This window comes from Streptomyces yokosukanensis (assembly GCF_001514035.1).
GTDB lineage: Bacteria > Actinomycetota > Actinomycetes > Streptomycetales > Streptomycetaceae > Streptomyces > Streptomyces yokosukanensis.
The window spans coordinates 123,525-146,711 of record NZ_KQ948224.1; the positions used below are offsets into that span (position 1 = coordinate 123,525).

Here is a 23,187-nt window from a genome sequence, read left to right on the forward strand (position 1 = left end):
AATAGGGAGTAGTGGTGACAAACGAGTTGAGCAGGGAGCGTCGCTGCGCCCTGCTGGCCGAGGCCCAGAGGGCCGAACTGATGGAACTGGCCGACGCATGCCTCGCCGACGGCGCTCAGGTACGGCTCCTGGTGGGGCCCGAGGTCGGCTGTGTGACCGCTCAGGTGCGCGAACCGGTCCTGGCGCAGCGGTTTCTCCTCGGTGACGTCCTGGCCTGCCGGGCCGAGGTGGAGTTCGCCGGCCACCGTGGCTGGGCCATGCGCCTCGGTGACGACCGCGCGGCGGTGCTGGCCGCCGCCGTGCTGGACGCCGAGGCGCAGTCCGGCCGCCCGCTGGCCGCCGACGTCGACCTGCTGTGCGAGCGGGTCGCGAGCCGCCGGGAGCTGCGGGAGAGCCGGGAGTGGGCGGAACTCGCCCCGACCGTCGTCGAGTTCGAGGAGTTGACGTGACCGCTGTCGAGATGGCACCGGCACCCGCCGGGGACGCCTCCGGTACCGCGACGCGGGTGACGGCGGCCAAGCTGGACCCCGCCCAGGCGCACGGAGTCTTCCGCGCCGTGCTCGACGCGCTGGCGCGACCGGGCACCGTGAGCCGGTTCCCCGCGGGCACCGGCGGCGTCGTGCCGTCGGCACTGCTGCCGGTCCTCGCACTGGCCGACCTCGGCACCGGGGTCTGCGTCCTGGAGGAGGACGGTTCACGGCGCTGGTCGGACGTGGTGGGCGTGGCCGCCAACGCCCCCGCCGCGCCGTTGGAGAAGGCCCGGCTCGCCGCCGCCGTACGACCTGTCGCACCGCAGGAGATCCTGCGGCTCGCCCGGGGCGCGGCCGACGCGCCGGAGGACGGCGCGCTGCTGTGCCTGCCGGTGGCCGCGCTGGAGGGCGGGCCGCACGCCTGGCGGCTGTCCGGGCCCGGCGTGCCGGGTGAACGGGACGTCGCCCCGCGGGGTGTGCCGGACGGTTTCGTCGAGGCACGCGCCGAAGCCGTCGGCGGCTTTCCCGCGGGGGTCGATCTGCTGCTGATCACACCCGACGGCCGTGTCATGGGCCTGCCGCGCAGTACCGCCCTCACCGTCGTGGCCGAAGCCGAAGCCGAAGCCGAAGCCGAAGCCGATGCCGGGGGAGCGATCCCCGTCGCGTCCGAGGAGGAGAACTGATGGGGTACTCGGGAGCACGCGGAGGACTGGAGGCGATCCTCGCCGCCGAGGATCTGGTCCGCCGCAAGCGTGACCACGCGCCCGCGCCATGGGCGTCCACCGAGCAAATCACCGCCCGTTTCCGGCTCGCCGTCGACCGGGTGATGGGCGAGGCCGGCCTCTACGACGAGCCGACCGCGGCCGCCGCCTTCCGGCAGGCCGAGGGCGACACCCTGGAGGCCTCGCACCTGCTGCGCGCCCAGCGCTCCACCCTCCCGAGGCTTGCGGTGAGCGAGCCCGTCGACCCGGACGAGATGACCGTACTGCGCCGCATCGTGCCGGCGTTCCGCGAGCCCGACGGCCCGCAATTGCTGGGCCGCACCTCGGACTACACCGGCCGGCTGCTGGAGCGGCCCGAGGGCCCGCCGCAGCCGCCGCCCGAGACCGCCGCACCCGGGGCAGCCGCCGGCCCCGCGGAGCGCACCGAGGCGCAACGCAGGCCGGGCCGGTTCCTGGACCTGCTGCGCAAGAACGACCTGGCCGTCGAGGGGCGGACGGCGGACGACCCGGAGCCGTACGACATCACCCGCAAGCCCGCCCGGCCGCCCGCCGAGCGCTCCGCCGTCCTGGCCGCCATGGCCCGCGCCGAGTCCGGGGCGCTGGTGGCCCTGTGGTACCGCTCGGTCCTCGGTCCTGACGGCGACGTGCACGAGATCACCCTGGGCGAGCTGCGGCACGGCCGCCTGCCGCTGCGCGTACGCCACCCGCACACCGGAAACCCCGTGGCCGTCGGCGAGTTCCGGGTCACCGAGGCCGAGGCCGTCGAGGACCTGGACGGCGCGGACGAGGACCGCACGCGCTTCGACGTGGGCTACGGCCTGTGCTTCGGCCACAACGAACGCAAGGCCATCGCCATGGCCAACCTGGACATCGCCAACCGACGCTTCGGGCGCAGCGGGCCCCTGGAACAGCTGCTGCTGCTCACCATCGACGGCCTCGACTCGGGCGGCTTCCTGGAGCACCTGAAGCTCCCTCACTACGTCACCTTCCGCTCGATGGTCGAGCGCAAGCAGGCGATGCGGGCGGCCGCCGAGGCGGGCGAGGACCCGCCGGCACGTGTCGCCGAGCCCGCCGGAAAGGACTGCCGATGAACACCACGACGTACGACACCCCGCAGTCTCCGCAGGCGTCCCGCGTCGGCGCGCTCGTCGCCGCGGCGGACGCGGGCGGCCCGGCCGCCGGGCTCCTCGACGAGGACGCCAAGCGCGAGATCCGCAGGGCCTGCCTCGCCGCGGTGTGCGTGCCCGGCTACCAAGTCCCCTTCGGCTCCAGGGAGATGCCGGTGGCGCGCGGCTGGGGCTCGGGCGGACTGCAGGTCACCCTGGGCGTGATCGGCACCGACGACACGGTGAAGGTGATCGACCAGGGCGACGACGCCGGGGTCAACGCCACCAACCTGCGCCGCATGATCGCGCAGACCACCGGATGCGGCGAGTCCGCCGACACCCGCGAGGCCACGGTCGTACAGACCCGGCACCGCGTCCCCGAGGAGGCCCTGGACGACCGGCACGTGCTCGTCTACCAGGTGCCGGTGCCCGAACCGCTGCGCGGTGTGCAGAAGTCGGTGGCCGAGTGCGCGCGGATGCACGCCGAGGGCGACTACTCCGCGATGTGGGTCAGCCTCTACGAGGACATCGTCCGCAACGGCATGATCACGGCGAGCACCGGCTACCCGGTGCTGGTCGGCGGCCGCTATGTGATGGCGACGAGCCCCATCCCGCGCTGGGACGTGCCCCGGCTCCACCAGGCCGAGCACCTCAATCTCTTCGGCGCCGGCCGTGAGAAGCGCATCTACGCGGTGCCCCCGCACACCGAGGTCCGGCCCCTCACCTTCGACGACGTGCCCTTCGAGGTCGAGCACGAGCCGGGCGGGCGCTGCAAGTTCTGCGGCAGCGACGACGTCTACCTCGTCAACGCCGGTACCGAAGGCGCCTTCGCCTGCAGCGACACCGAGTGGTGCGCCCGGGTCCAGGCGGGGGACGCCGACACCGCCGCCCACCGGGAACGCGCCCCGCTGGCGCTGCTGCCCGATCCCACGGCCCGCGCGGGGCGCCGCGGCGCGCCCGCGCTGCGTGCCGCCGCTGCCGACGATGCTCCCGAGCCCGTGCGCAGGCCGGCGGCCGGCGGTCCCGAGTGGGCCCTGCGCGTCGACGGCATCGGCAAGGTGCACGGCGCGGGCGGCGCGGCCGCCGTACCCGGCACGGGCCCCGAGCACGGCACCGCCATCAGCCCGTCCACCGGCGCCGTGGTGGCCGCCTGGGACGTCTCCTTCGACGTCGCGCCGGGCGAGGCCCTGGGCCTCATCGGCGAGTCGGGCTCCGGCAAGTCCACCGTGCTGCGCTGCGTCATCGGCGACGAACCGGCCACGGCCGGCCGGGTCCACCTCGCCTCGGTGGACGGCGGCGCGTCCGAGGTGCTCGCGCTGCCCCCGGCCGTACGGCGACGGCTGCGCATCGACTCGATGGCCGTGGTCTACCAGGACCCGGCCGCCGGACTGGACCTGCGCGTCTCCGCCGGCGGCAACATCGCCGAGCGGCTCACGGCGGCGGGCTGGCGCGGCTACCACGCCATCCGGCGCCGCGCGGGCGAACTGCTGGACCGGGTCGAGGTCCCGCTGTCCCGCATGGACGACCCGGTGCACACCTTCTCCGGCGGCATGCGGCAACGCGTGCAGATCGCCAAGGCACTGGCCACCGAGCCGCCCGTGCTGCTGCTCGACGAACCCACCACCGGTCTCGACGCCTCCGTCGCCGCCGGCGTGCTCGACCTGCTGCGCAGCCTGCTCGCCGAGCGGGACGTCGCCGCCGTGGTCGTCAGCCACGACTTCTCCGTGATCGAGGCCCTCACCGACCGCACGCTCGTCATGCAGACGGGCCGGGTCGTCGAACGGGGCCTGACCGACCAGCTCTTCCACGATCCCCACCACCCCTACACCCAGCGGCTCGTCGCCGCGGCACGGAGGTGAGCCCGGTGACCACCACCCACCCCTCGTCCCGGACGCAGGACGCCGTCCTCTCGGTACGCGCCCTGCACAAGTCCTTCACCCTGCACAGCATCGACGGCCGGATCGTGCCCTCGCTGCACGGCGTCGACCTCGATGTGCACACCGGCGAGCACGTCGCCCTCGCGGGCCCGAGCGGCGCCGGCAAGTCCTCGCTGCTGCGCTGCATCTACCGCACCTACCTGCCGGACTCCGGTTCGGTACGACTGCGCACCGCGGCCGGACCGGTCGAGCTGACCACGCTGGGCGACCGGGAGATGGCCCGGCTGCGCGGCCGGGAGTTCGGCTACGTCTCGCAGTTCCTCGCCGCCCCGCCGCGCACCGGCCCGCTGGAAGTGGTCGCCGCGACCGGCCGGCGGCGCGGGCTCGACCGGGCCGAGGCGCGCGAGGCCGCGGCGGCCGCGCTGCACCGGCTCAACCTCGACGAGACGCTCTGGGACGTCGACTGCGGCGTCCTGTCCGGCGGTGAGCGCCAGCGCGTGAACCTCGCCGCGGGCACGGTGGAGCCGCCCCGTCTGCTGCTCCTGGACGAGCCGGTCTCCGCGCTGGACCCGGCCAACCGGGAGGCCGCGCTGGCGCTGATCGACTCGCTGGCGGGGCAGGGCGTCGCCGTCCTCGCCGTCTTCCACGACATGGACGCCATCCGGCAGTTGGCGTCCCGGGTGGTGTTCGTCGCCGACGGCCGGATCGCTCGGCAGGGCGCGCCCGCGGAGCTGCTGGAGGCGGTGGCATGAGCACGGGAGTGATCAGCGGGGGACAGGCGCCGGCACCGGGCTGGACCCTGGGCGTCCCGCCCTCGGACTACGTGCTCGGGCACGTACGGGCGGTCCTTGCGAACCGGGTGCTGGACGACGCCCTCGTCGCCGTGCGCGACGGCCGGATCGCCGCCGTCGAACCGCACCCGGCCGGTCTGGAGGCCGACGTCGACGGGCAGGGGCTGCTGTGCCTGCCCGGCCTCGTGGACGTGCACAGCGACGGACTGGAGAAGGAGCTGCTGCCGAGGCCCGGAGCCGAACTGCCCATGGAGTTCGCGCTGTTGTCCTTCGAGGGCAAGCTGCGCGCGGCCGGCGTCACGACGGCGTTCCACGGCGCGGCGTTCGAGGAGAGCGGCGGGCGCGGCGTCCGCCGCACGCTGGACAACGCACGGCGCATCTGCGCGGCCGTGGCGAGCCGCGGCGCCGACGGCCTGGTGGACCACCGGATCCTGCACCGGCTGGACGTCCGCTGCCCGGAGGGCCTGGCCGGACTCCGGCAACGGCTGGCGGACATCGGCGGCACCGGCCGCGGCCCGGTCCTGGTGTCGCACGAGGACCACACCCCGGGCCAGGGCCAGTACACGGACCGCGCCTACTACGAGCGGTATCTCGTCGGCACCCGCGGGGTCACCGAGGACGAGGCCCGCGCCTACGTCGACCGGCTGATCGTGGACCGCGACGGCCGGCTCGACGTCCGCGAGGAGGCCCTGGACTGGCTCGGCGAGCAGGCCCGCGCGGGCCGGATCCGGCTGCTCGGCCACGACCCCAGCTCGCCGCACGAGATCGAGGAACTGTGCGAACGGGGCGGTGCGGTCGCGGAGTTCCCCACCACGGTGACGGCCGCGAAAGCCGCACGCGAGCACAGTATGCCCGTCGTGATGGGCGCGCCGAACGTCCTGCGCGGCCACTCGCACAACGGCAACGCCTCAGGCCGCGAGCTGGTCGCCCGCGGCCTGGTCACCGCGCTCGCCTCCGACTACCTGCCGTCGGGGCTCCTCGGCGCGGCCCTGCTGCTCGCCGAGGAGGGGCTCGCGCCGCTGCCCGATGCGGTCGGTCTGGTCACCGGCGGAGCCGCGGACGTGGCGGGGCTGACGGACCGCGGCCGGCTGGCGCCGGGGCTGCGCGCCGACCTGGTGCTGGCCGAGCCCGGTCGGCCCTGGCCCGTGGTCGCTGCGGTCCTGCGGGCCGGCACCGGAGGTGACGCGGCATGAGCGGCCTCATCCCCTGGCCGGTGCCGGAACCGCACCTTCCGTCCGGCGTCCACCCGGCGCTGGCCGACGCGACCCGGGCCGCCGTGCGCGCCTTCCGGGCCGCGCGCGAGAAGTACGACCGGGCCCAGCTGGCCGAGAAGGTCCAGGTGGGCGCGGACGGCACGCCGACGATGCGGCTGGACATCCTGGTGGACACCGCGATCGCCGAGGTCGTGGACGCCCACGGGATCAACCTGCTCAGCGAGGAGCTGGGCAGCATCGACAACGGCTCCGCCGTCACCCTCGTCACCGACCCGGTGGACGGCACCGCGAACGCCGCCTCGGGCGTCCCGCTGTCCGCCTTCACGGGCGTCATCGCGGTGGACGGCGTGCCGGCCGAGGCGCTGACCTGCTGGCTGGACACCGGGCGCTGCTGGCACACGGTGGCGGGGCAGCCGTCGCCGTACCGCACGAGCGGCCGTACGGAGCTGAACGGCGCGGCGGTCAGTCTCCTGCGCCCCCAGCAGCACATCGCCGACGCGTGGTGGCGGGTGGCGACCCGGGCGGCCAGGATCCGGATCCTGTCGACGAGTTGCCTGGAGGCGGTGCTGGTGGCCGAGGGGTCGACGGACGCGTTCGCCGACGCGGGCTCCGACACCCACCGGATCGTCGACCTGGCCGCCGCGATGGTCACCGTCCCCGCGGCCGGCGGCGCGGTGATCGATGTGCACGGCCGCCCGCTGGAGATCGACCCCGACCTCACCCGCCGCTGGTCGGGTGTGGTCGCCGCGACACCGGCACTCGCGGAGCAACTGGCGGACGCCATCCGGGGAACGGAGCGGTCGTGAGCGCGCCGACCCCCCTCACGGACGAGGAACTGACCGCGCTCGTCGACGGCCTCGCGGGTCTGCCGTACGGCGGCGAGGCCGTCGACCAGCGCACCCATGCGCTGCAGACGGCGTGGCTGGCGGCGGACGCGGGCGCGGATGACGAGCTGGTGGTGGCCGCCGCACTGCACGACATCGGCCGCGCCCGGCCGGTGCGGGCCGAGCACCCGGGCCTGCCGCACGAACTCGCGGGCGCCGCGTTCGCCCGGCGCCGGGTGGGCGAACGGGCGGCGTGGGTCATCGCCCAGCATGTGCCGGCCAAGCGGTATCTGGTCGCCACGGACCCGGTGTACCACGCCCTGCTCAGCCCGGTGTCGGTCGCGTCCCTGAAGGTCCAGGGCGGTGCGATGGACGAGCGCGAGGCGGCGCGGTTCGCGGCGCATCCGCTGGCCGCGGACGCCGTGGCACTGCGCCGCTGGGACGACGCGGCCAAGGATCCGGACGGTCCGCTGCTGCCGATGCCGGCCCTCTTGGCGGCACATGCCCGCTGCGTCGCCGCGCTGTGAGACGGGGGGCTGGACCTGTCGGGCGAACCGGGCAGGCCTCCTGCCGACCTGACGCTCCGCCACGCCTGCGACGGACGTTCCCCGACCACCGGGCAGCGGGCGGCGAGGGCGGCCACGGCGAGGGTGCCGGCCCGCACGACCGCCGGGGCGGGACCGGCGTTCCCGGAGGCCGTCCAGCATCCCCTCCTTGCGGCGGTCGGTCCCCGGCATGGTGAGGTCAGGTGCTCGGCACGACCTATCGGTGGCGTGAGGCGCCGTCGATCATCAGGGCGAGGGTGAAGTCGAAACGGTCGTGGCCCTCGCCGGCCGTGAGCTCGGCGGCGTGACGGGTGATGTGGGGGAAGGCTTCGGGGGGCAGGTCGGCGAACCGGCGCAGAAGTTCGTCGCGGTCCAGGACCCAGACCGCGTCCTCCTGCGCCGATCGTTGGCGCACGATCGACGCCTCCAGGCAGTAGGCGGCCACGTACAGCAGGAGGGCGTCCATGGCCCAGGCGGCGGCCTGCGGGGCGACACCGCCCGCGAGCAGGATCGCCAGCATTCCTTCGCTGACGCGCAGGGTCTCGAGGTCGGTGGGGGCCATGGCGAGCGCGGCGCGGGAGATGCCGGGGTACTTCAGGTACTGGTCGCGGATCTGGACGCACACGCCGCGGATCTGCTCCCGCCAGGCCGCGGGGTCGGGCTCGGGCAGTACGAGCTCGGCGCACAGCCGCCCGATGAGCAGTTCGTCGAGGTCGGCCTTGTTGACCACGTGGGCGTAGAGCGAGGCGGGTCCGGTGTCGAGCACGCCCGCCAGTCGGCGCATGGTCAGCGCCTCGTAACCCTCTGTGGCGACGACGCCCAGCGCGGTGTCGACGACCTGCTCCACGGTGATGGGGGCCTTGCGGCGCCGTGGCCTCGCGCCGACCTCGGGATTGGGCGGCTGGTGGCGTGCCGCGCGTCGCTCTCTCGGGTTCACCCGACCATCATAGCTTGACACGAACAGTGTTCGTAGATAGAACGCTGTTCGTGTCAATGAACATGAACCAGGATGTGGACGTGACCGTGGTCGGAGCCGGGCCCGTGGGCCTCGTGCTCGCCGCGGAACTGGCGCTCTCCGGGGCGACGGTGCAGGTGATCGAGCGGCTGGCCGAGCCGAGCGAGGCGATGAAGGCGGGTTCGATCAACATGCCGACGGCCGAGGCACTCGACCGCCGCGGCCTGCTGCCCGCCGCCGAACAGGTGCAGCGAGAGACGCTCGAGCGGGTGGGCTCGTTCGCCCGCAGACCCGACGACCGACCGCCCGGGGGCGGCCGACGAGCGCCCGAGACGCGGTTCACCGGGCATTTCGCAGGCATGATCCTCGACGCCGATCTCGTGGACTGGGCCGATGACGACCTCGCCGCGCACACCGCGGCCGCCGGCGCGAGGATGGTGCCGCAACGAGAACTGGAAGAGCTACTGGCCGACCATGCCGCGCGGCTCGGCGTACAGCTGCGTCGCGGGGTGGAGGTCACCGCGCTCGAGGACACCGGCGACGGCGTGCTCGTCGGCACCACCGCCGGCACGGTACGCACCGGGTGGCTGGTCGGATGCGACGGCGGACGCAGCACCGTGCGCCGCCTCGCGGGCATCGACTTCCCCGGCACCGACCCCGAACTCACCGGACACCTGGCGGTCGTCGACATCGCCGACCCCGAGAAGCTCGCGAACGGATGGGCCTGGTCGCCCCGCGGGGCGTACCGGTACGGACCGCAACCCGGGCGGGTGGTCACCGTGGAGTTCGACGTCGACGGCGATCCCGCCGGCCTCTCCCGCGCTCGGCCTCGCCTGCGCGGGGGTACCCCCATGGCCCCGGTGACCCTGGAGGAACTGCAGACCAGTCTGCGCCGGATCTCGGGCACCGACGTCACACTGACCGCGTTGCGCGGGGCCGCGACCCGCTGGACCGACAACGCCCGCCAGGCCGCGACCTACCGGTCGGGACGGGTGCTGCTGGCGGGTGACGCCGCGCACGTGCACTCGCCGTTCGGCGGCCAGGGACTCAACCTCGGGGTCGGCGACGCGATGAACCTCGGCTGGAAGCTCGGTGCCGTGGTCACCGGGTGGGCACCCGAAGGGCTGCTCGACACCTACGACGCCGAGCGCCGTCCCCTGGGCGCCTGGGTGCTGGACTGGACGCGGGCCCAGATCGGGGTGATGCGCGGGGACGCCAAGTCGGCCGCGCTCCGGGAGGTCGTCGCCGAGCTGCTGAGCACGCGGGCGGGCACGACCTACGCGGTCAAGAAGATCTCCGGTGTCACCCAGCGCATCGACCTTCCCGGCGACCACCCGTGGGTCGGGCGCTACGTCCCCGACCTGTGGCTGAGTGACGGCTCGCGCCTGGTCGACCACGGTCACGGAGGCGGATTCCTGCTGCTCGACCGCTCCCCGGACGGCGCGTTCGCCCGCCTCGCCGCGACCTGGGCCGGGCGAGTGAGCACCGTGACCGACGACCGTGCGGCACCGACGGGGGTGCTGGTTCGCCCCGACGGAGTGGTCGCCTGGGCCTGCGACACCACCGACACCAGCGACGTCGCCGCCGTCACCGGCCTCGAGGCCGTCCTGCGCCGATGGGCCGGCGCGCCGTCGTCGCGTGCCGCCCCGGCTCACCGACCCTTCTCGTAGCGCAGCGTCTGCTGGGCGTTGAGCTGTTCGACGAGCGTGAAGACCGCCATGGCCAGCGGCTTGAGGTTCGCCGTCGGTATGTTGTCCTTCATACGGCGCAGTTCGGCGACGATCGCCTCCTGGTCGCCCTGCGGGCCGACGAGGTTCTGCTGGTCGCCGAGGGCGCCGAGGGACTTGTGGACGGCTCGCGTGCCGGGCTCGTCGTCCAGCATGGTCCGCTCGGCCGGGGCCAAGTGGTCCCAGTTCTTGAGCAGATCGGAGCCGGACGTCAGGGCGCCCAGCCAGGCGGCGCGGGTCAGTTCGACGGTGGTCCGGGTGCGGTCGTTGGCCAGACCTCGCTCGACCTGATTGCCGAAGACCCGCTCGTCGCCGCGGCCGGACATGTCCGCCGCCTGCAGCACGAGCGCGACGAACGTCTCGGGATTCGCCTGGAAGTGCCCCTTCAGGTTCTGCGGCAGCAGGCTGAAGGAGCGGGCGAAGTCCGTACGGGCCATCAGGGCCCCCGCGATCGACTTGGCGTTGGCACCCGGCTGGAGGTTCTGCCCCTGGATCAGATACGCGGCAAGGTGCATGACCAGGCCGGTGAGCGCATTGGTGTCCGACTTCGACGCCCGGAAACCCAGCTGGGGCAGCAATGCCCTGATCGCGGTGTCGGCGCCCGCCCGCGCCGCCGGGAGCTCACCGAGACCGCCCGCCGACAGGTCGGCGGACGCCTGCCCGCGCCCCTTGACCCGCGACGACCCCAGCAGGGGCACCCGCTCCATCACGCTCATCGGCTTGCGGTTGCCGAGGTAGTCGATCAGTTTCGGCAGCCGCTCCAGGCGCGCCCCGAGCGTCGCCTGCGGAGCGAAGCTCAGCGCGTTTCCGTCCGGGTAGATCCGCAGGTTCGGCCGCGGCGTCCCGCCGCCCGCGGTCACCTCCTCGGAGGGGATGTACTCATCTGCACGGCGGTCGTCGAGGGAGCGGGCCATGGCGGTCACGTTGTCCATGACCGTCCCGACGTCCGCGAGCGAGGTGAGCGGATCGGTGATCCACTCCAGATTGGAGCCGCCGGTGGGACTGGCATCCGCGGTGAGATCGAACTTGTCGCCCGCCACGACGAGTCCGTCGACGCGTCCCTTGCCGAGGTTCTCGCCCGCCAGGGGCTCCTCGGACACCTCCCCTCTGACCATCAGAGTCGCGATCAGGCTCTGCCGCTCGGTGGCGGTCACCTCGAGGTCCTGGAGACGTTGCGCACCGGCCGAGGTCAACAGGTCGTCCTGGTCGAACCACTGCGCCCGCAGCGCCGCAGCGGCGCCCCCGGCCACCTGCGCCTGCTCCTGCGTCGTGAGCCGTGTGTGGTACGGAGAGTACGGGGACAGGAAGATCTGCAGGATCTTTGCATCGATCAGCTCCTGCCGTCCCTGGGACCGCTGTGCGCGGACCGCCTCGGAGTCCGCCTCCATCCTGCGCACGTTCCACTGCGCCTCGAACTCGAAGCCGACGGCGCGCTGCACGGCATGTGTCCCGGCCGCGCCCGCCTCCCGAGGGGAACGGGACATCTGGCCGACCGGGTCCGTGTGCGCGTCGTCCCCTCTGCGCTGCGCGGACGGTAGCGGCGCCGTCATGACCCGCTTCGCGTTCGCTTCGGCCGCCCGCTCGAAGCGGTCGGAGGGATCGCTCACACGCAGTCCGTCACCGCTGTCGGTGCCGGCGACCGGGCCTTGCCGCTGCTGGATGACATGCGTCAACTCGTGGGCGAGGGTGTGCTTGTCGGCGCCCCCCGAACCGATGACGACGTTCTCTCCCGATGTGTACGCGCGCGCACCCAGCTCCTGCGCCGAGCGCCGGGCGGCGGCGCCTGTGTGCAGACGTACGCGGGAGAAGTCGGCGCCGAGGCGTGCCTCCATCTCGGTGCGCAGCGGTGCCTCCAGCGGGCGGCCCGGCGAGCGGAGCACGGCATGCGCGGCGGCACGCTGTACGGGTTCCTCATGGCTGCCGTCGCCCGCGGCGGCACGCTGCACCGGCTCCTGATGGGCATGCTCCCCCGCGTGAGCGTGAGCGTGAGCGTGCGCCTGGTCCTGGCCCTGCCGTTCGGCGAGCATCGCGGAAACGGCCCGGTTCCCGACGGCTCGCTGCAGTGAGAGGAGCCGCTGCGGAGAGAACGCCCCGGGGAAGGGCACGGGGCCTGCACTCTCCGACGAGATCTGAGCCGGGCGTTCGGGGACGGCGGACGCGGAGCGTCGCGTCGACCGCTCCGGTTCACGGCGATCCCGGCCGGGTTGCTGAACGCGCATGGCTTCTCCGATGGTTCCGACGGCTCCGACGGCGAGATCCGCGCTCCAGGATCACGGATCGCGGGGCACAGCGGAAGATCCCCGGGGGTAACAGCTGGGCAGACTTCCTGCCCTGCCCCTGCCGTGCGATCGGCAGGAGGGCCGCGCGCCCCGGAGAGACGGGCTCCCTGGAGCATGCCGATTTCGAAGTGGCCAGGCAGACCTATCCGGTCACGGACTTGTCTGCCGACTTCACAGTCAAGTCACCGTTCTTTGTCGACAGATCCAGGCGGTACCTGCCTGACGGGTCGTTCTTGAACGCCACGTTCTTGTCGCCGTTGGAGTCGTTCGCGGTGATCTGGTACTTGGCCGGTGGCGCCGTGACCGTGAGACTGCCGCTGGTCGTACGGACCTTGATGTTCTGCGGAGTGGCCGTCCGCACCGTCACCTCGCCGTTCGATGTCTGCGTGTCGATGCCGCCGCCCTTGACGCCCTTGACGTCTACGTCTCCATTGGACGTGCGCAGTTTCACCGGGCCTGTCGCGTTGGTCACCGCGATCTCGCCATTGCTTGTGTGCACGTCGACCGCCCCGACACCGGTCAGCGCGAGTCCACCGTTGGACGTGCCTCCCGTCACCGGAAGACCGGCAGGCACGGTGACGACGTAGTCGACGCCGCAGTTGTCGCCGCAGCCGGAGAGCAGCAGGACGCCGTCCCTGACGTGGAAGGACGTGCCACTCGGCTTGTCACCGTGGTAGTCGACCTTGCGGTGCACGGAGATCGTGGCGGCATCGGCCGAGGCGTCCACCTTCACACCTCCGTCCCTGTTGTCCAGACGGATCGAAGTGACTTTCTGAGGCACCTTGGCGTCGTCCTCGAAGGTCTTCTGGCTGAGGGTTGAGCACGCGGACAGCCCACTGGCTGTGAGAGCGGCCAGAGCTGTCGCAGTAAAGGTGCGCCTCTGTGGGCGTTGCATGAAAGTCCCCCGGGTGCGGCGAGTTGAAGCGTTGATCATTCACCGCGATCATACGCAGCCACACTCCCGCCCCCACTGGGGATAACCCCCCAATGTCAGGGCTGGGATGACCCTTCGCCCCCACCGTCCGCAGCGCGATCGGTGGGGGCGTTCATGTCGGCCGCACTGTCTGGTGCTGTCCGGCGACGGCTAACCCCCGTGCGTCACTGGATCGTCCAGCCCACGCTGCCAACTCCCGTGCTGTAGAACGCGCAGGAACCGGTGGACTCGCTGTACTGCCCCGGGTTCAGCGTCACCCAGTTGCCGGAGACGTCCGGAGCCCAGCCGCAGACGATCTCGGCGCGGAACGTGACGGTGTGGTCGGTGTTGTTCTGGCAGCCCGCGATGCCCACGTCCGGATCGTTGTTGTGCACCCAGCCGTCGCAGTCGACGGTCCCCGGGCCGGCGGCCTGCGCCGGAACCGCCACACCGGCGACGGTGAGGCCCACTGCGGAGACCGCGGTGGCCAGGCTCGCTGCAAGGATGCGCTTCCTGCTGTGCATGTGTACCCCCGTGAGGTCGAGTTGCTCTCTTCCTGCGATCAGTGAAGACCATCGGCACTCGGGAGTGAACCTGGGACATCCGAGGGTGCACCTGATTCAGCCCGGCAGTTCGTGGTCGAGCCGCGTCAGCTCTGCTTCGCTCAGCTCGAGTTCCGTGGCCTGGGCCGAGTCGGTGATGGAGGCCGGCCGACTGGCCCCCGGCACCGGGATCACGGCTGGGGAGCGGGTGAGCAGCCAGGCCAACGCGATCTGCTGGGGGCTGACGCCGCGCTCGGCCGCGATGCGGTGGAAAGCGGTGCCCATGGAGGTCGGGCCCGAGGGTCCGTCGAGGGAGCTGCGGGAGATACCGCCGAGGGGACTCCAGGGGAGGAACGCCAGGCCCAGCTCGGCGCTCAGCCGGAGCTGGGGCTCGCTGTCGCGGACGGCGAACGAGTACTGGTTCTGGACGGAGACGAGTCCGTCGCCGAGGATTGCGTGCGCCTGGCGGATCTGGGCGGTGGTGACGTTGGAGATCCCGGCGGCGCGGATCGTGCCGGCGTCGAGGAGTTCACGCAGGGCGCCGACGGAGTCCGCCCACGGCACAGCCGGGTCCGGCTTGTGCAACTGGTACAGGCCGATCGCGTCGACACCCAGCCGCCCGGCGGAGGCTTCGGCGGCGTGCTTGAGATGTTCGGGGGCGCCGGTGACCGTCCAGCTGCCGTCGCCGGGCCGGCCACGGCCGCCCTTGGTGGCGATCAGGACGCCGGAGGTGTCGCCGCCGCAACAGCCCAGGGCGCGGGCGATCAGCAGCTCGTTGTGGCCCACCTCGTCGGCGTGCCAGTGGTAGCTGTCGGCGGTGTCGATGAGCGTGACGCCGGCGTCGAGGGCGGCGTGGACGGTGGCGATCGCCTGCCTCTCGTCCGGGCGGTGCTCGATGGACAGCGGCATGGCACCCAGGCCGACGGCGCTGACGGTGACGTCCCCGATGGTGCGGTACTGCATGGCGTTCGGCGTTCCTCAGGTGGTGGGGGTGGCGGATGCGGTGAGAGCTTCGGCGACGGCCCCGGGAAGCCAGTCGACGGCGCGGGAAAAGGTGAAACCCAGTTCCTTCGCACGGGTGTTGCTCATGGCGTAGTGGCGGTCACAGGAGAAGGGCGAAGCCGTCTCACCGGCAGAGACCACCCGGTAGACGGGCTTTCGGCCGACCTGTGCGGCGACCGTCGCGGCAAGGTCGCGTACCTCGAGCAGGCCGTCGGAGCAGGCATTGACCGCACCGGTGAAGTCGGCAGCGGTGGCCGCCCACAGCAGCAGGCGCGCCAGCTCCTCGTAGTGGATGAACACCGTCGGCAGCGCTTGCGCGTGCACAGGGATCTCTTCGCCCCGGCGGATGCGCTCGGTGTAGTACGCCAGCCGGCCGGTGAACTCCTGTGCACCGCCGCCGAGTACGTGCGCGCTGCGCACTGAGGCGAACGCGAAGCCGCCGGTCCGGGTGAAGACGGCCTCAGCCTGGCGCTTGCCCTCGGCGTAGTGCGCCTCCAGGTATGCCTCGTCGTGCCAGGGCAGGTCCATGGCCACGAGCCAGGTGGCCGGGTCCACGCCGTCCTCCGGCACCGGGGTGCCCGTCGGCGCAGTCGGCAGCGCGGCGGTCGCAGGGTCGTAGACCTCGATCGTGGAGGTCATGACATAGCGCCGGGTGCGGCCGCCGAACGCGCGAGCGGCGATCGCGGCTTGCACGGGGGTGTAGCAGACCTGATCGACGACCACGTCGAAGGTGCGGGAGCCGAGCGCGGCGATGAGAGACGCCTCGTCGTCGCGGTCGGCGACCAGGTGCTCGACACCGGCGGGCGGCCGGGTGGAGCCGCGGTTGATCACGGTCACCTGGTGACCGGTGGCCCGCAGGCGCTCGACCAGGAGCTTTCCGAAGTACCGGCTTCCGCCGATGACGCAGATCCTTTGCATGCCCCTACCCTGCAGACCTATCGTCATCAGCAGAAGTGGCGGCTTACTGGAAGCGTGTTAAGGAATACTGTTGATCGATGTGCAGCGGCTCCGCGTCCTGCGGGCGGTGGCGGACCACGGCAGCTTCAGCAAGGCGGCCGCGGCTCTCCGTCTCACCCCGTCCGCCGTCTCCCAGCACGTAGCGGTACTGGAACGCAGCCTGGGTGCGCAGGTCGTGGCACGCAGCACGCGCGGGGCCACCCTCACGCAAGCCGGCCGGATCATGGTCGGGGCCGCCGAGTCCGTCGTAGCCGAACTCGAACAGGCGAAGCAGCAGGTCGAGCGGCTCAGCACGGGCCGTGTACAGCTCACCGTCGCCACCTTCACCAGCGGCGGCCGGCACCTGCTGCCCGGCACTCTGCCTCGGTTCACGGCCACCCATCCCAGCGTCCTGCTCCACGTCAGGGAGGGCGAGCCCGAGGACACCCTGCCGCTCGTCCGCCAAGGCGCTGTCGACCTCGCTCTCGCCTACCACTTCGACGGCCCGCTGCCCCTCGGGCCGGGCCCGAGCTCCGGCCTGCAGTGGACCGCGCTCCTGGAAGATCCCTTGCACGTCGTCATGCCGGAGGGGCATCGACTCGCCGGCCGCGAATCGCTCGACATCGCCGAACTGGCAGCCGAGCCCTGGGTGCTCGGATGCCTCAAGACCGGGGCGTACCTGCGCCGTTACGCCGAGCGCGCAGGCTTCGAACCGGAAGTGCGCGGCACCACCACCGACTACTTCTTCGCCCGCTCGCTCGTCGCCGCGGGAATGGGAATCTCCCTCATCCCTTCCATCGCGCTCGTCCCGGCGGTGCCGGGTCTGCACGCCGTCCCGGTCGAGCCGCCGGCTCCGACCCGGCACATCGGCGTCGTCACGATCGGCCGCCGTCGCGACCACCCGCACGTCACGGCGTTCATCCAAGCCCTCCGCGAACAGGCGACGCCTCAGTAGTGCAGTGAGCAGGGTCGGATCACGCTGTACGGCGGGGCTTGTGCGCGAGGCACCGCGGTTGTGATCACGTCGGCCGACTGACGGGGGACTACGACGGCGGCAGCGCCGGTCGGCATGATCGCATGCCGACCGGCGCTGCCACCGCAGCACATCACAGCGTCGCGGTCGTCCCCTCCCCGGACGCGCTGCCCGTGAGCCACTCAGCCCATCCCAGGTTGAAGTCGGCATAGCCGTTGTCGGCCGGAGCCTTGGCACGGGGCGAGCCGGTGATGGTGACGGGGTCGCCCTGCTTGACCTGGCCGTAGAACCACTTGGCGTCCGACATCGACAGGTGGACACAGCCGTGCGAGCCGCGGGCGCTGCCGCTGCCCGGAGTGGGGTCGCCGGTCGAGTAGTGCACGTACGTGCCGGACTGAGTCAGGTGGATGTCCCAGGGCAGCGTCAGGTCGTAGTAGTTGGGGCTGCCCTTCTGGCAGCTGATGCCGACGCTGCAGGAGGTCATGTGGACCTTCTCCTGCTTGTCGATGACAGCCATCGTGCCGTTCCACGTCGGGTACTGAGCGCTGCCGGCATTGATCGACAGGGTGCGTACCGCCTTGCCGTTCCGGGTCACCTTCATGGTGTGGCCGACCACCGACACATCCGCGCGCACGTCGTCGCCGACGGTGAAGGTGTGCGTGTAGTCGCGCACGCCGTAGCGTCCGTTGCCGTTGGACACGCCCTGCATGTCGGCGTCGATCTTCACCTTCGTACCGGAGGGCCAGTACGCCTTCGGTCGCCAGTCGGCGCGCTTGTCGCCGAACCAGTGCCAGGCACCGGCCACCGGCTGCGAGGCGCTCACCTTCATGTGCTTCTCCACCGCCGCCCGTGCCTTTGCCGCCACCGGGTTCGTGAAGACCACCGAGATCGGCATGGCCACGCCGACCGTGGTTCCGGACTGCGGGGTGATCGTGTCGAGCAGCATCGGCGGGCCCGCGGGCTTCGTCGGTGACGCGGAGGCGCCCGCACTAGGCTTGCCCGACGCCTTCGCGTCGTCCCCGCTCGCCTTGTCACTGCTGCCCCCGCCGCAGGCACTCGCACCCACCAGCACCGCACCCATGACGAGTGCGATCCCTATTCCGCCCTTGCGCCGTCCCACGACCTGCCCCGCTCTCTCGCTCTTCGGCCCTGACGGGCCCGACTCCTTCTGTCGGACAGCGAAGGCATGGGCTGCAGTTGCGTGTGTTTCGTAAAGTATGTCTCAAAACTCGGTACGCACCGCCGGACAGTGGCGGACGAGCAGACCTCAACCAGCACTGGCGGACCGAACTCGACCGCGCCGCGACTGAAACGTCGTGAAAAGACCGGAGCTGTCAGCCATGAATAGCCTTGGACCATCAACTGCTGTGAAATCAAGGAGCTTTGGTGCGTGACGAGCTGAGTGGTGAGCCGGTGATGGACAAGCGTGGCTACTGCGCCCTTGAGGAGCGAGAGTTAGGCTCGTGGCCGGCAATCGTACTGAGGAGAGGGTTCCGGGGGGATCAGCGGGACAGTGACGGCGGTCAGCAGCAACGGGGAGTATTCGTTCACCAAACCGAACCGGGACACCATCAGACTGCTCGCCGGGCTCGGCGTGGAGGGGGACGTGCACGCTGGTGTGACGGTCAAACACCGCTCGCGTGTCGCACAGGATCCCACCCAGCCGAACCTGCGCCAGGTCCACCTCATCCATGAAGAACTGTTCACCGAGGTCGGCGAAGCGGGATTCACGGTGGCGCCCGGCGAACTGGGCGAGAACATCACCACGCGCGGCATCGGCCTGCTCGGCCTGCCCGTCGGCACACTGCTGCGTATCGGCGACTCCGTGGTCCTGGAAGTCACCGGCCTGCGCAATCCCTGTCTGCAGATCGACCACTTCCAGGACGGGCTGCTGAAACAGGTCGTCGGCCGCGACGCGGCGGGGAACATCGTGCGCAGAGCCGGAATCATGAGCATCGTGAAGGAAGGCGGCGTGGTGCGCCCCGGCCACACGATCGAAGCGGAGCTTCCCAGCGGACCGCACCGCCCCCTGGACAGGGTCTGACCGGTAGCCGCGGCGCAGGCACGGGATCCGGGTGCTGCCTGCCGTCAACGACCGCCCACGACGTGCCGATCCCGCTGCCGTCCCTGCTGGACGTCGCCCCCGTTGCTACCCCATGACCGCACGAGCCGCGTCGAGGAACGCCAGCCGGTTGTCCTCCAGGTAGTCCCGCACGCTCTCGCCGTCGGGCAGGCTTTCCCACACGGTCCGGTTGAGGTCGAGGAAGTACGCACGTGCGGCGTCATGCACGGGCAGGGGGAACTGGATACGGATGAGCCGCTCCGCGACCCACAGTCGGTTCATGACGTCCCGGGTCGTCAGGTACCAGTCGTGCGTGTCGTCCCACTCGGCAGGCCGGCTGAACGCGGCACGTTCGGCTTCGGCCCCCACCTCGACGAACCGCTCCAGCAGCGTCAGCCGTTCCGCTCGCCGAGCCTCCGACAGGGCGACCTGCTGCCGTTGCCGTTCAGCGCGTTCCGCCGAGAGCTGAGTCCGGTGCTGGACGAGGTAGGACAGCATGCCGCCGAGGGCGACGCCACCCATGGATATGAGGGACACCCACACCTGACCTGACATGCCCGTCATCGTCCCACGCGGTCGACCTTCGAGACGAGCCGACCGCGGCTCCTGGGATCGCGATGACGGAGCGGATTCGTGCGCAGGGACGATCCGGAGCACGGCCGGCTCAGGTCTCGAACGGCTCGGCCGAGCCCGGTGGCAAGGCGTCCTATCGAGCACCCCGTCCGGGCACCGTCGGAAGAACCTTCTCAGCGATGTCGACGAGAGCGCTGTCGTCCGGGAGGGCCCCGGACTTGCTCCACACGGTGATGTCGTAGTAGCCGCCCCGGTCCTTCTGGTCCAGGGCCACGGACAACGTCCTGGCCAGGGGCCCTTGTTCGACCGGTCCGCCGGATCCGCCGCTGCCGAGACTGATCTCGAGCTTCATGGTGTGGTCCGAGGAGAAGACCGCGGGTCGGCCGAGAACCGTACGCGTCTTGACGTCCTTCTCACCCCCCATCTTCATCAGCTTCACGTACTGGGCGGTCGACAGATGGTTGTAAGTGGCCGAGAAGTTCACGGTGTATGTGTCGAACGCGACCTCGGCCTCAGGCTGGGCGACTTTCCCATCGGTCAGAGGAGAGGTGTTGCTGGTACCGGAGGCCGAGGTCGCGGTCTCTCCGGGCGTTCCGAGGAGCTGGGCCAGGTCAGGCCGGTTGAGCGCCTTGCACAGCTCGTCACCGGTCACCGCATGGGGTGTCTTCTCGTAGGCCTTCGGCAGCGCGTCGTGTTCCCCGTCCGCACACGAGGCGGGCTGCGGCGTGCTGTCGTCGGACGGCAGTATGTGCGGGGCCAGCCACAGCACACCCGCGAGCGCCCCGAACACAGCCACGGCCGCGACGGCCTGGCCCCACGCGTTGGGCTCCTTCTCCGGAGTCTGCTGAGTCTCCGGGGCGGGACGCGGCACGGCTCCGACGTGGCCTTGGCTGTGGGCTTGACCTTGGGTTTGACCTGGGGCTTGGGCCTGGGCCCAGGTGGCGGCATCGACCGCTGCCCTGTCAGCGGAAGCCGCCGCCGGACTCGGGTTCCGGCGTGCGCGCAGCGCTCGGACCACCACATGGACACGGACCGCGGTGAACACGAGGAACACCACAGCGAGACCGGCCGCGACCCGGTCGTGATCGCGGACGGCGAGATACGCGATGCGTACGCCGAGAACGGATCCGATCGCGATGAGCAGGGGCTCGCGGACCCAGAAGGGCAGAAGACGGATGAGGAAACCGAGCACCCGGTGATCTCACCAGGATTGGATCACGTTCGCCGTGGCGGAGGCCACAGTTCCGGGAATGTGCAGTGCTCTGCCGAGGCCATGGTCCCGGCAACGCCCCCCAGAATCTGGAACAGACTCCGCCGACGCCGGTGTCCGGCCGAGCAAGGACATGAGTGACAGGCGTTGCCGGTAGGTGTAGGTGCCGTGGGCCCGGCGCGCGGCGGCACCGTGCAGTACTTCGCGCTGGTCAGCCACGGCTTCACGAGGCACCAGGACGCGGCGGCAGGCCCGGAGCTCCTGATCAACGCCGCACCCGGCGAGATGCTTCCGAGCCGGCCCGGACAGGCCTCGCACACCGTGCCGCGCCACCTCTGGCTCACCGAAGCCGAGGCGCGGTCGCTGGAGTCCCGGCTGCACGCGATGGCCGCCGAACCACACCCGACAGCCCCCGCGCACGGTGAGCCGTACGGGCTGCTGGTCAGCCTCCCTGGCGTCCGGTCTTGATGAGCGGCGCGTCTCGCGTGAACTCCCGGAACCCGACGCTGTAGTACAGACCGCGCGCCTTGGGATGCCCAGACGCACCCAGGCAGGCGACCGTCATGTGACGGGCCCCGGCCGCACGCGCCAGGTGCATTCCGTGCAACAGCATCGCCCTGCCCAGCCCCAGTCGCCGGTAGTCCGGATGCGTTCCCACCGGCTCGAACTCGGCGGACTTGTTCGCCTCGTCGAGCCACATGATGGTCGACGCGGCCATCGTTCCGTCCGGCGCCTCCACCAGGACGTGCAGATCGCCGCGGTACGGCGGTGTCCCCCGGACGCCCTCGTAGGCCTCGGCTGTATATGTGGTCGGAGCCCAGGCGTCCACATGCGCCCGGACCGCGGCCTGCGGCCCGGCCTCGTCGGCGGTGCGGAATCCGAATCCGTCGGGCAGCACCGGCCGTTCCACGTCATGGAGGTCCCGTTCATTGAGTTGAGTCCAGGATCCGGTGTCGCCGAGCGAAGCCTGATCGGTCGCATAGCCGTGCGCCGCCCATCGCTCCAAGGCGAACCCATCGGTGGCTCCCGGCATCACCGTGCGCTCGATGCCGACCGCCACACCGTCGTACCAGTCGATCACCTCGTCCACCAGCAGCGTGTGGTCGGGATGGACCTGATACGTCAGATAGGCGTTGGTGACGTCCTTCACCGACCCGTCGCTCCGCCTCACCCGGTGTGGCAGACGGGCCCAACCCCACGCGACCAGATCGTCACCGGAGAACCACAGCCGACGCAGCCAGCTCGCCCCGTCGCTTGCATGTCCCTTGCCCCAGTTCCAGGCCAGCTCTCCGTACGTCGCGTCGCTGTTCACCAGGTCGGGACGGACGGCAGTGACCCGCTGAGCCAAGCCCTGCATGAGCCGCACGTCCGCGGCGGTCACGTGCTCGGAGTCATCCATGAGGCGCCACTGTGCCAGGCCTCTGCGAAGCCATCGAACCGTTTTCCAGGAGTGGAGGACCACGGCAGCCGAGTCGCGTACGACCTCGTGCCCCAGACCGGTCGGGCCTGGGGCACGGGGCCTGGGGGCGCTGGACCGGGGAGGCGGCTCAGCTGGTGCGGTGCGTCCGCCGCATGTGGCGGACGCCTAAGCCGGCGCCGAGCAAGGCGGCGGCGGCCGCGGCGGCGGCGCCCGCCGTGATAGCCGTGTCGGGCGCATCGGTCGTCGAGGGCGCGGCCGACGCGTGCGGAGGAGCGGCCGTACCGCCGTAACCGCCACCCTCGCCGGCCCGGTCGTACACGGACCCCGGGAGCTTGTCGCCGTATTTCGCGTGGACCAAACGCTGGTAGGCGGCCAGAGTCATGCCACCCTTCCCCACGGCGCGCCGTGCGTCGGGGTCGAGCGGCAGAACACGGCTGTCACGCACCACGTACCAGGCGTCGATCTGCGGTTCCCGGAAGACGGTTCCGCGGCCGTGCGCCGCGCTGACGTAGTCGGTCTCGTCACCGCCGGTCGCGATGTTGACGACCTTCCACCCCTTCGCGGTCCGTACGGTCCACACCGAGGCGACCTGGCGGTCCGCGGAGACTGCCTTGCTCGCGACGAACTGCGGGTCGGCGACAGGGGCGCCCGGGCGTCCGGCGACGAACCCCGGGTCGAGGAAGTAGACGGTTGCCGACGGCCCGACCAGGTGCGGCCGTGCCGCGCTCTGCGCGATCGCGCCATCGCGGGCGAAGAAGCGCGAGAGAGTGAGAAGGGTGGCCGGGGTTGACGCCGCCTCACGTGCCTGAGCGGTGTCGGCGGCGGTGAAGGGCGCGGGGAAGTCGCCGGCGGTCGCCGCGTGGGCGGTGGCCGGGACGAGCGCGCCGAGAGCCGCGGTGGCCGCGAGCACCACGAGCGCCGCGCTCTTGCGGCGGGGATTGCGGAGGGGATTGTGGACGGGATTGCGGTCGGCGGTTGTGTGCCGGTCCGGTGATGTGCGGATCAGTGACGTGCGGAACGGTGACGTGCGGATCGGGGTCATGGGG

Annotated in this window: 23 protein-coding genes; 12 read left to right on the plus strand and 11 right to left on the minus strand. The window is 71.6% G+C overall.

Annotated features, from left to right (window positions below; all coding sequences use genetic code 11):
- Positions 1–14 precede the first annotated feature (14 nt).
- The 8 genes from AQI95_RS35670 to AQI95_RS35705 are packed head-to-tail and all read left to right on the plus strand — an operon-like array spanning position 15 to position 7,531.
- Entirely contained in the window at positions 15–449 is a 435-nt protein-coding gene (locus AQI95_RS35670) for a phosphonate C-P lyase system protein PhnG (RefSeq protein WP_067133936.1), read from the plus strand.
- Positions 446–1,153: a phosphonate C-P lyase system protein PhnH gene (gene phnH, locus AQI95_RS35675; protein ID WP_067133939.1), complete on the plus strand. Its 708-nt coding sequence runs from the start codon at positions 446–448 to the stop codon at positions 1,151–1,153. The genes AQI95_RS35670 and phnH overlap by 4 nt, the downstream gene beginning before the upstream one ends.
- Complete coding sequence (locus AQI95_RS35680) at positions 1,153–2,283, plus strand: carbon-phosphorus lyase complex subunit PhnI (protein ID WP_067133942.1); 1,131 nt, start codon at positions 1,153–1,155, stop codon at positions 2,281–2,283. The genes phnH and AQI95_RS35680 overlap by 1 nt, the downstream gene beginning before the upstream one ends.
- Positions 2,280–4,157 carry an alpha-D-ribose 1-methylphosphonate 5-phosphate C-P-lyase PhnJ gene (locus tag AQI95_RS35685; RefSeq protein WP_067133945.1) on the plus strand — a complete coding sequence of 626 codons (1,878 nt, stop codon included), beginning with the start codon at positions 2,280–2,282 and terminating at the stop codon, positions 4,155–4,157. The genes AQI95_RS35680 and AQI95_RS35685 overlap by 4 nt, the downstream gene beginning before the upstream one ends.
- Before the next feature lie 5 nt (positions 4,158–4,162).
- Positions 4,163–4,927 (plus strand): ATP-binding cassette domain-containing protein, encoded by a 765-nt coding sequence (locus AQI95_RS35690; RefSeq protein ID WP_067133948.1) that lies wholly within the window; start codon positions 4,163–4,165, stop codon positions 4,925–4,927.
- On the plus strand, positions 4,924–6,159 hold the full coding sequence (locus tag AQI95_RS35695; RefSeq protein WP_067133951.1) for an alpha-D-ribose 1-methylphosphonate 5-triphosphate diphosphatase: 1,236 nt from the start codon (positions 4,924–4,926) through the stop codon (positions 6,157–6,159). The genes AQI95_RS35690 and AQI95_RS35695 overlap by 4 nt, the downstream gene beginning before the upstream one ends.
- Positions 6,156–6,986 carry an inositol monophosphatase family protein gene (locus tag AQI95_RS35700; protein ID WP_067133954.1) on the plus strand — a complete coding sequence of 277 codons (831 nt, stop codon included), beginning with the start codon at positions 6,156–6,158 and terminating at the stop codon, positions 6,984–6,986. Before AQI95_RS35695 ends, AQI95_RS35700 begins: the two co-directional genes overlap by 4 nt.
- On the plus strand, positions 6,983–7,531 hold the full coding sequence (locus AQI95_RS35705) for an HD domain-containing protein (RefSeq protein WP_067133957.1): 549 nt from the start codon (positions 6,983–6,985) through the stop codon (positions 7,529–7,531). Before AQI95_RS35700 ends, AQI95_RS35705 begins: the two co-directional genes overlap by 4 nt.
- A 235-nt stretch (positions 7,532–7,766) precedes the next feature.
- Here the strand turns inward: AQI95_RS35705 and AQI95_RS35710 are convergent, their stop codons facing one another.
- The gene (locus AQI95_RS35710) at positions 7,767–8,486 is read right to left on the minus strand and encodes a TetR/AcrR family transcriptional regulator C-terminal domain-containing protein (protein ID WP_067133960.1); all 720 of its coding nucleotides are present in this window, start codon (positions 8,484–8,486) and stop codon (positions 7,767–7,769) included.
- Between the two features lie 56 nt (positions 8,487–8,542).
- Here AQI95_RS35710 and AQI95_RS35715 point away from each other — a divergent pair, with 56 nt between their 5' ends.
- On the plus strand, positions 8,543–10,174 hold the full coding sequence (locus AQI95_RS35715) for an FAD-dependent oxidoreductase (protein ID WP_067133963.1): 1,632 nt from the start codon (positions 8,543–8,545) through the stop codon (positions 10,172–10,174).
- Here AQI95_RS35715 and AQI95_RS48465 read toward each other — a convergent pair.
- The 5 genes from AQI95_RS48465 to AQI95_RS35740 form a co-directional block, all read right to left on the minus strand.
- Positions 10,156–12,177 carry an eCIS core domain-containing protein gene (locus AQI95_RS48465; protein WP_244188948.1) on the minus strand — a complete coding sequence of 674 codons (2,022 nt, stop codon included), beginning with the start codon at positions 12,175–12,177 and terminating at the stop codon, positions 10,156–10,158. The genes AQI95_RS35715 and AQI95_RS48465 overlap by 19 nt on opposite strands.
- A 475-nt stretch (positions 12,178–12,652) precedes the next feature.
- A complete protein-coding gene (locus tag AQI95_RS35725) occupies positions 12,653–13,291 on the minus strand; it encodes a DUF4097 family beta strand repeat-containing protein (protein ID WP_244188949.1) in 639 nt (212 codons plus the stop codon).
- A 317-nt stretch (positions 13,292–13,608) separates the two neighbouring features.
- Positions 13,609–13,947 (minus strand): hypothetical protein, encoded by a 339-nt coding sequence (locus AQI95_RS35730; protein WP_067133966.1) that lies wholly within the window; start codon positions 13,945–13,947, stop codon positions 13,609–13,611.
- Between the two features lie 96 nt (positions 13,948–14,043).
- Positions 14,044–14,928, minus strand: coding sequence for an aldo/keto reductase (locus tag AQI95_RS35735; protein WP_067133969.1), 885 nt, complete (start codon positions 14,926–14,928; stop codon positions 14,044–14,046).
- A 15-nt stretch (positions 14,929–14,943) separates the two neighbouring features.
- Entirely contained in the window at positions 14,944–15,885 is a 942-nt protein-coding gene (locus tag AQI95_RS35740) for an NAD-dependent epimerase/dehydratase family protein (RefSeq protein ID WP_067133972.1), read from the minus strand.
- Between the two features lie 70 nt (positions 15,886–15,955).
- On the opposite strand from AQI95_RS35740, the gene AQI95_RS35745 reads away from it, so the two are divergent.
- Positions 15,956–16,858, plus strand: a complete 903-nt coding sequence (locus tag AQI95_RS35745; RefSeq protein ID WP_067133975.1) for a LysR family transcriptional regulator — start codon at positions 15,956–15,958, stop codon at positions 16,856–16,858.
- 151 nt (positions 16,859–17,009) lie between these two features.
- On the opposite strand, the gene AQI95_RS35750 is transcribed toward AQI95_RS35745, so the two are convergent.
- On the minus strand, positions 17,010–17,996 hold the full coding sequence (locus AQI95_RS35750; protein WP_244188950.1) for a L,D-transpeptidase: 987 nt from the start codon (positions 17,994–17,996) through the stop codon (positions 17,010–17,012).
- Positions 17,997–18,389: 393 nt separating this feature from the next.
- On the opposite strand from AQI95_RS35750, the gene AQI95_RS35755 reads away from it, so the two are divergent.
- Positions 18,390–18,920, plus strand: a complete 531-nt coding sequence (locus AQI95_RS35755) for an MOSC domain-containing protein (protein WP_067133981.1) — start codon at positions 18,390–18,392, stop codon at positions 18,918–18,920.
- Positions 18,921–19,025: 105 nt separating this feature from the next.
- On the opposite strand, the gene AQI95_RS35760 is transcribed toward AQI95_RS35755, so the two are convergent.
- The gene (locus tag AQI95_RS35760) at positions 19,026–19,502 is read right to left on the minus strand and encodes a hypothetical protein (protein ID WP_079071742.1); all 477 of its coding nucleotides are present in this window, start codon (positions 19,500–19,502) and stop codon (positions 19,026–19,028) included.
- Positions 19,503–19,644: 142 nt separating this feature from the next.
- Positions 19,645–20,703, minus strand: a complete 1,059-nt coding sequence (locus AQI95_RS35765; protein ID WP_067133987.1) for a DUF6215 domain-containing protein — start codon at positions 20,701–20,703, stop codon at positions 19,645–19,647.
- Positions 20,704–20,889: 186 nt separating this feature from the next.
- Between AQI95_RS35765 and AQI95_RS35770 the strand changes: the two genes are divergently transcribed.
- The gene (locus AQI95_RS35770) at positions 20,890–21,189 is read left to right on the plus strand and encodes a hypothetical protein (protein WP_067133990.1); all 300 of its coding nucleotides are present in this window, start codon (positions 20,890–20,892) and stop codon (positions 21,187–21,189) included.
- Here the strand turns inward: AQI95_RS35770 and AQI95_RS35775 are convergent.
- Together AQI95_RS35775 and AQI95_RS35780 are read right to left on the minus strand one after the other, a co-directional pair.
- Positions 21,164–22,120, minus strand: a complete 957-nt coding sequence (locus AQI95_RS35775; protein ID WP_067133993.1) for a GNAT family N-acetyltransferase — start codon at positions 22,118–22,120, stop codon at positions 21,164–21,166. The genes AQI95_RS35770 and AQI95_RS35775 overlap by 26 nt on opposite strands.
- A gap of 148 nt (positions 22,121–22,268) precedes the next feature.
- Positions 22,269–23,183, minus strand: a complete 915-nt coding sequence (locus AQI95_RS35780) for a hypothetical protein (RefSeq protein WP_244188951.1) — start codon at positions 23,181–23,183, stop codon at positions 22,269–22,271.
- Positions 23,184–23,187: the final 4 nt, after the last annotated feature.

Bases quoted from the DNA above. Each gene is read 5' to 3' on its own strand.
- AQI95_RS35695 (WP_067133951.1), top strand. From the start codon at position 4,924: ATGAGCACGGGAGTGATCAGCGGGGGACAGGCGCCGGCACCGGGCTGG.
- AQI95_RS35700 (WP_067133954.1), top strand. From the start codon at position 6,156: ATGAGCGGCCTCATCCCCTGGCCGGTGCCGGAACCGCACCTTCCGTCC.
- AQI95_RS35760 (WP_079071742.1), bottom strand. From the start codon at position 19,502: ATGACGGGCATGTCAGGTCAGGTGTGGGTGTCCCTCATATCCATGGGT.
- AQI95_RS35680 (WP_067133942.1), top strand. From the start codon at position 1,153: ATGGGGTACTCGGGAGCACGCGGAGGACTGGAGGCGATCCTCGCCGCC.
- AQI95_RS35740 (WP_067133972.1), bottom strand. From the start codon at position 15,885: ATGCAAAGGATCTGCGTCATCGGCGGAAGCCGGTACTTCGGAAAGCTC.
- AQI95_RS35775 (WP_067133993.1), bottom strand. From the start codon at position 22,120: ATGGATGACTCCGAGCACGTGACCGCCGCGGACGTGCGGCTCATGCAG.
- AQI95_RS35715 (WP_067133963.1), top strand. From the start codon at position 8,543: ATGAACATGAACCAGGATGTGGACGTGACCGTGGTCGGAGCCGGGCCC.
- AQI95_RS35730 (WP_067133966.1), bottom strand. From the start codon at position 13,947: ATGCACAGCAGGAAGCGCATCCTTGCAGCGAGCCTGGCCACCGCGGTC.
- AQI95_RS35685 (WP_067133945.1), top strand. From the start codon at position 2,280: ATGAACACCACGACGTACGACACCCCGCAGTCTCCGCAGGCGTCCCGC.
- AQI95_RS35735 (WP_067133969.1), bottom strand. From the start codon at position 14,928: ATGCAGTACCGCACCATCGGGGACGTCACCGTCAGCGCCGTCGGCCTG.
- AQI95_RS35780 (WP_244188951.1), bottom strand. From the start codon at position 23,183: ATGACCCCGATCCGCACGTCACCGTTCCGCACGTCACTGATCCGCACA.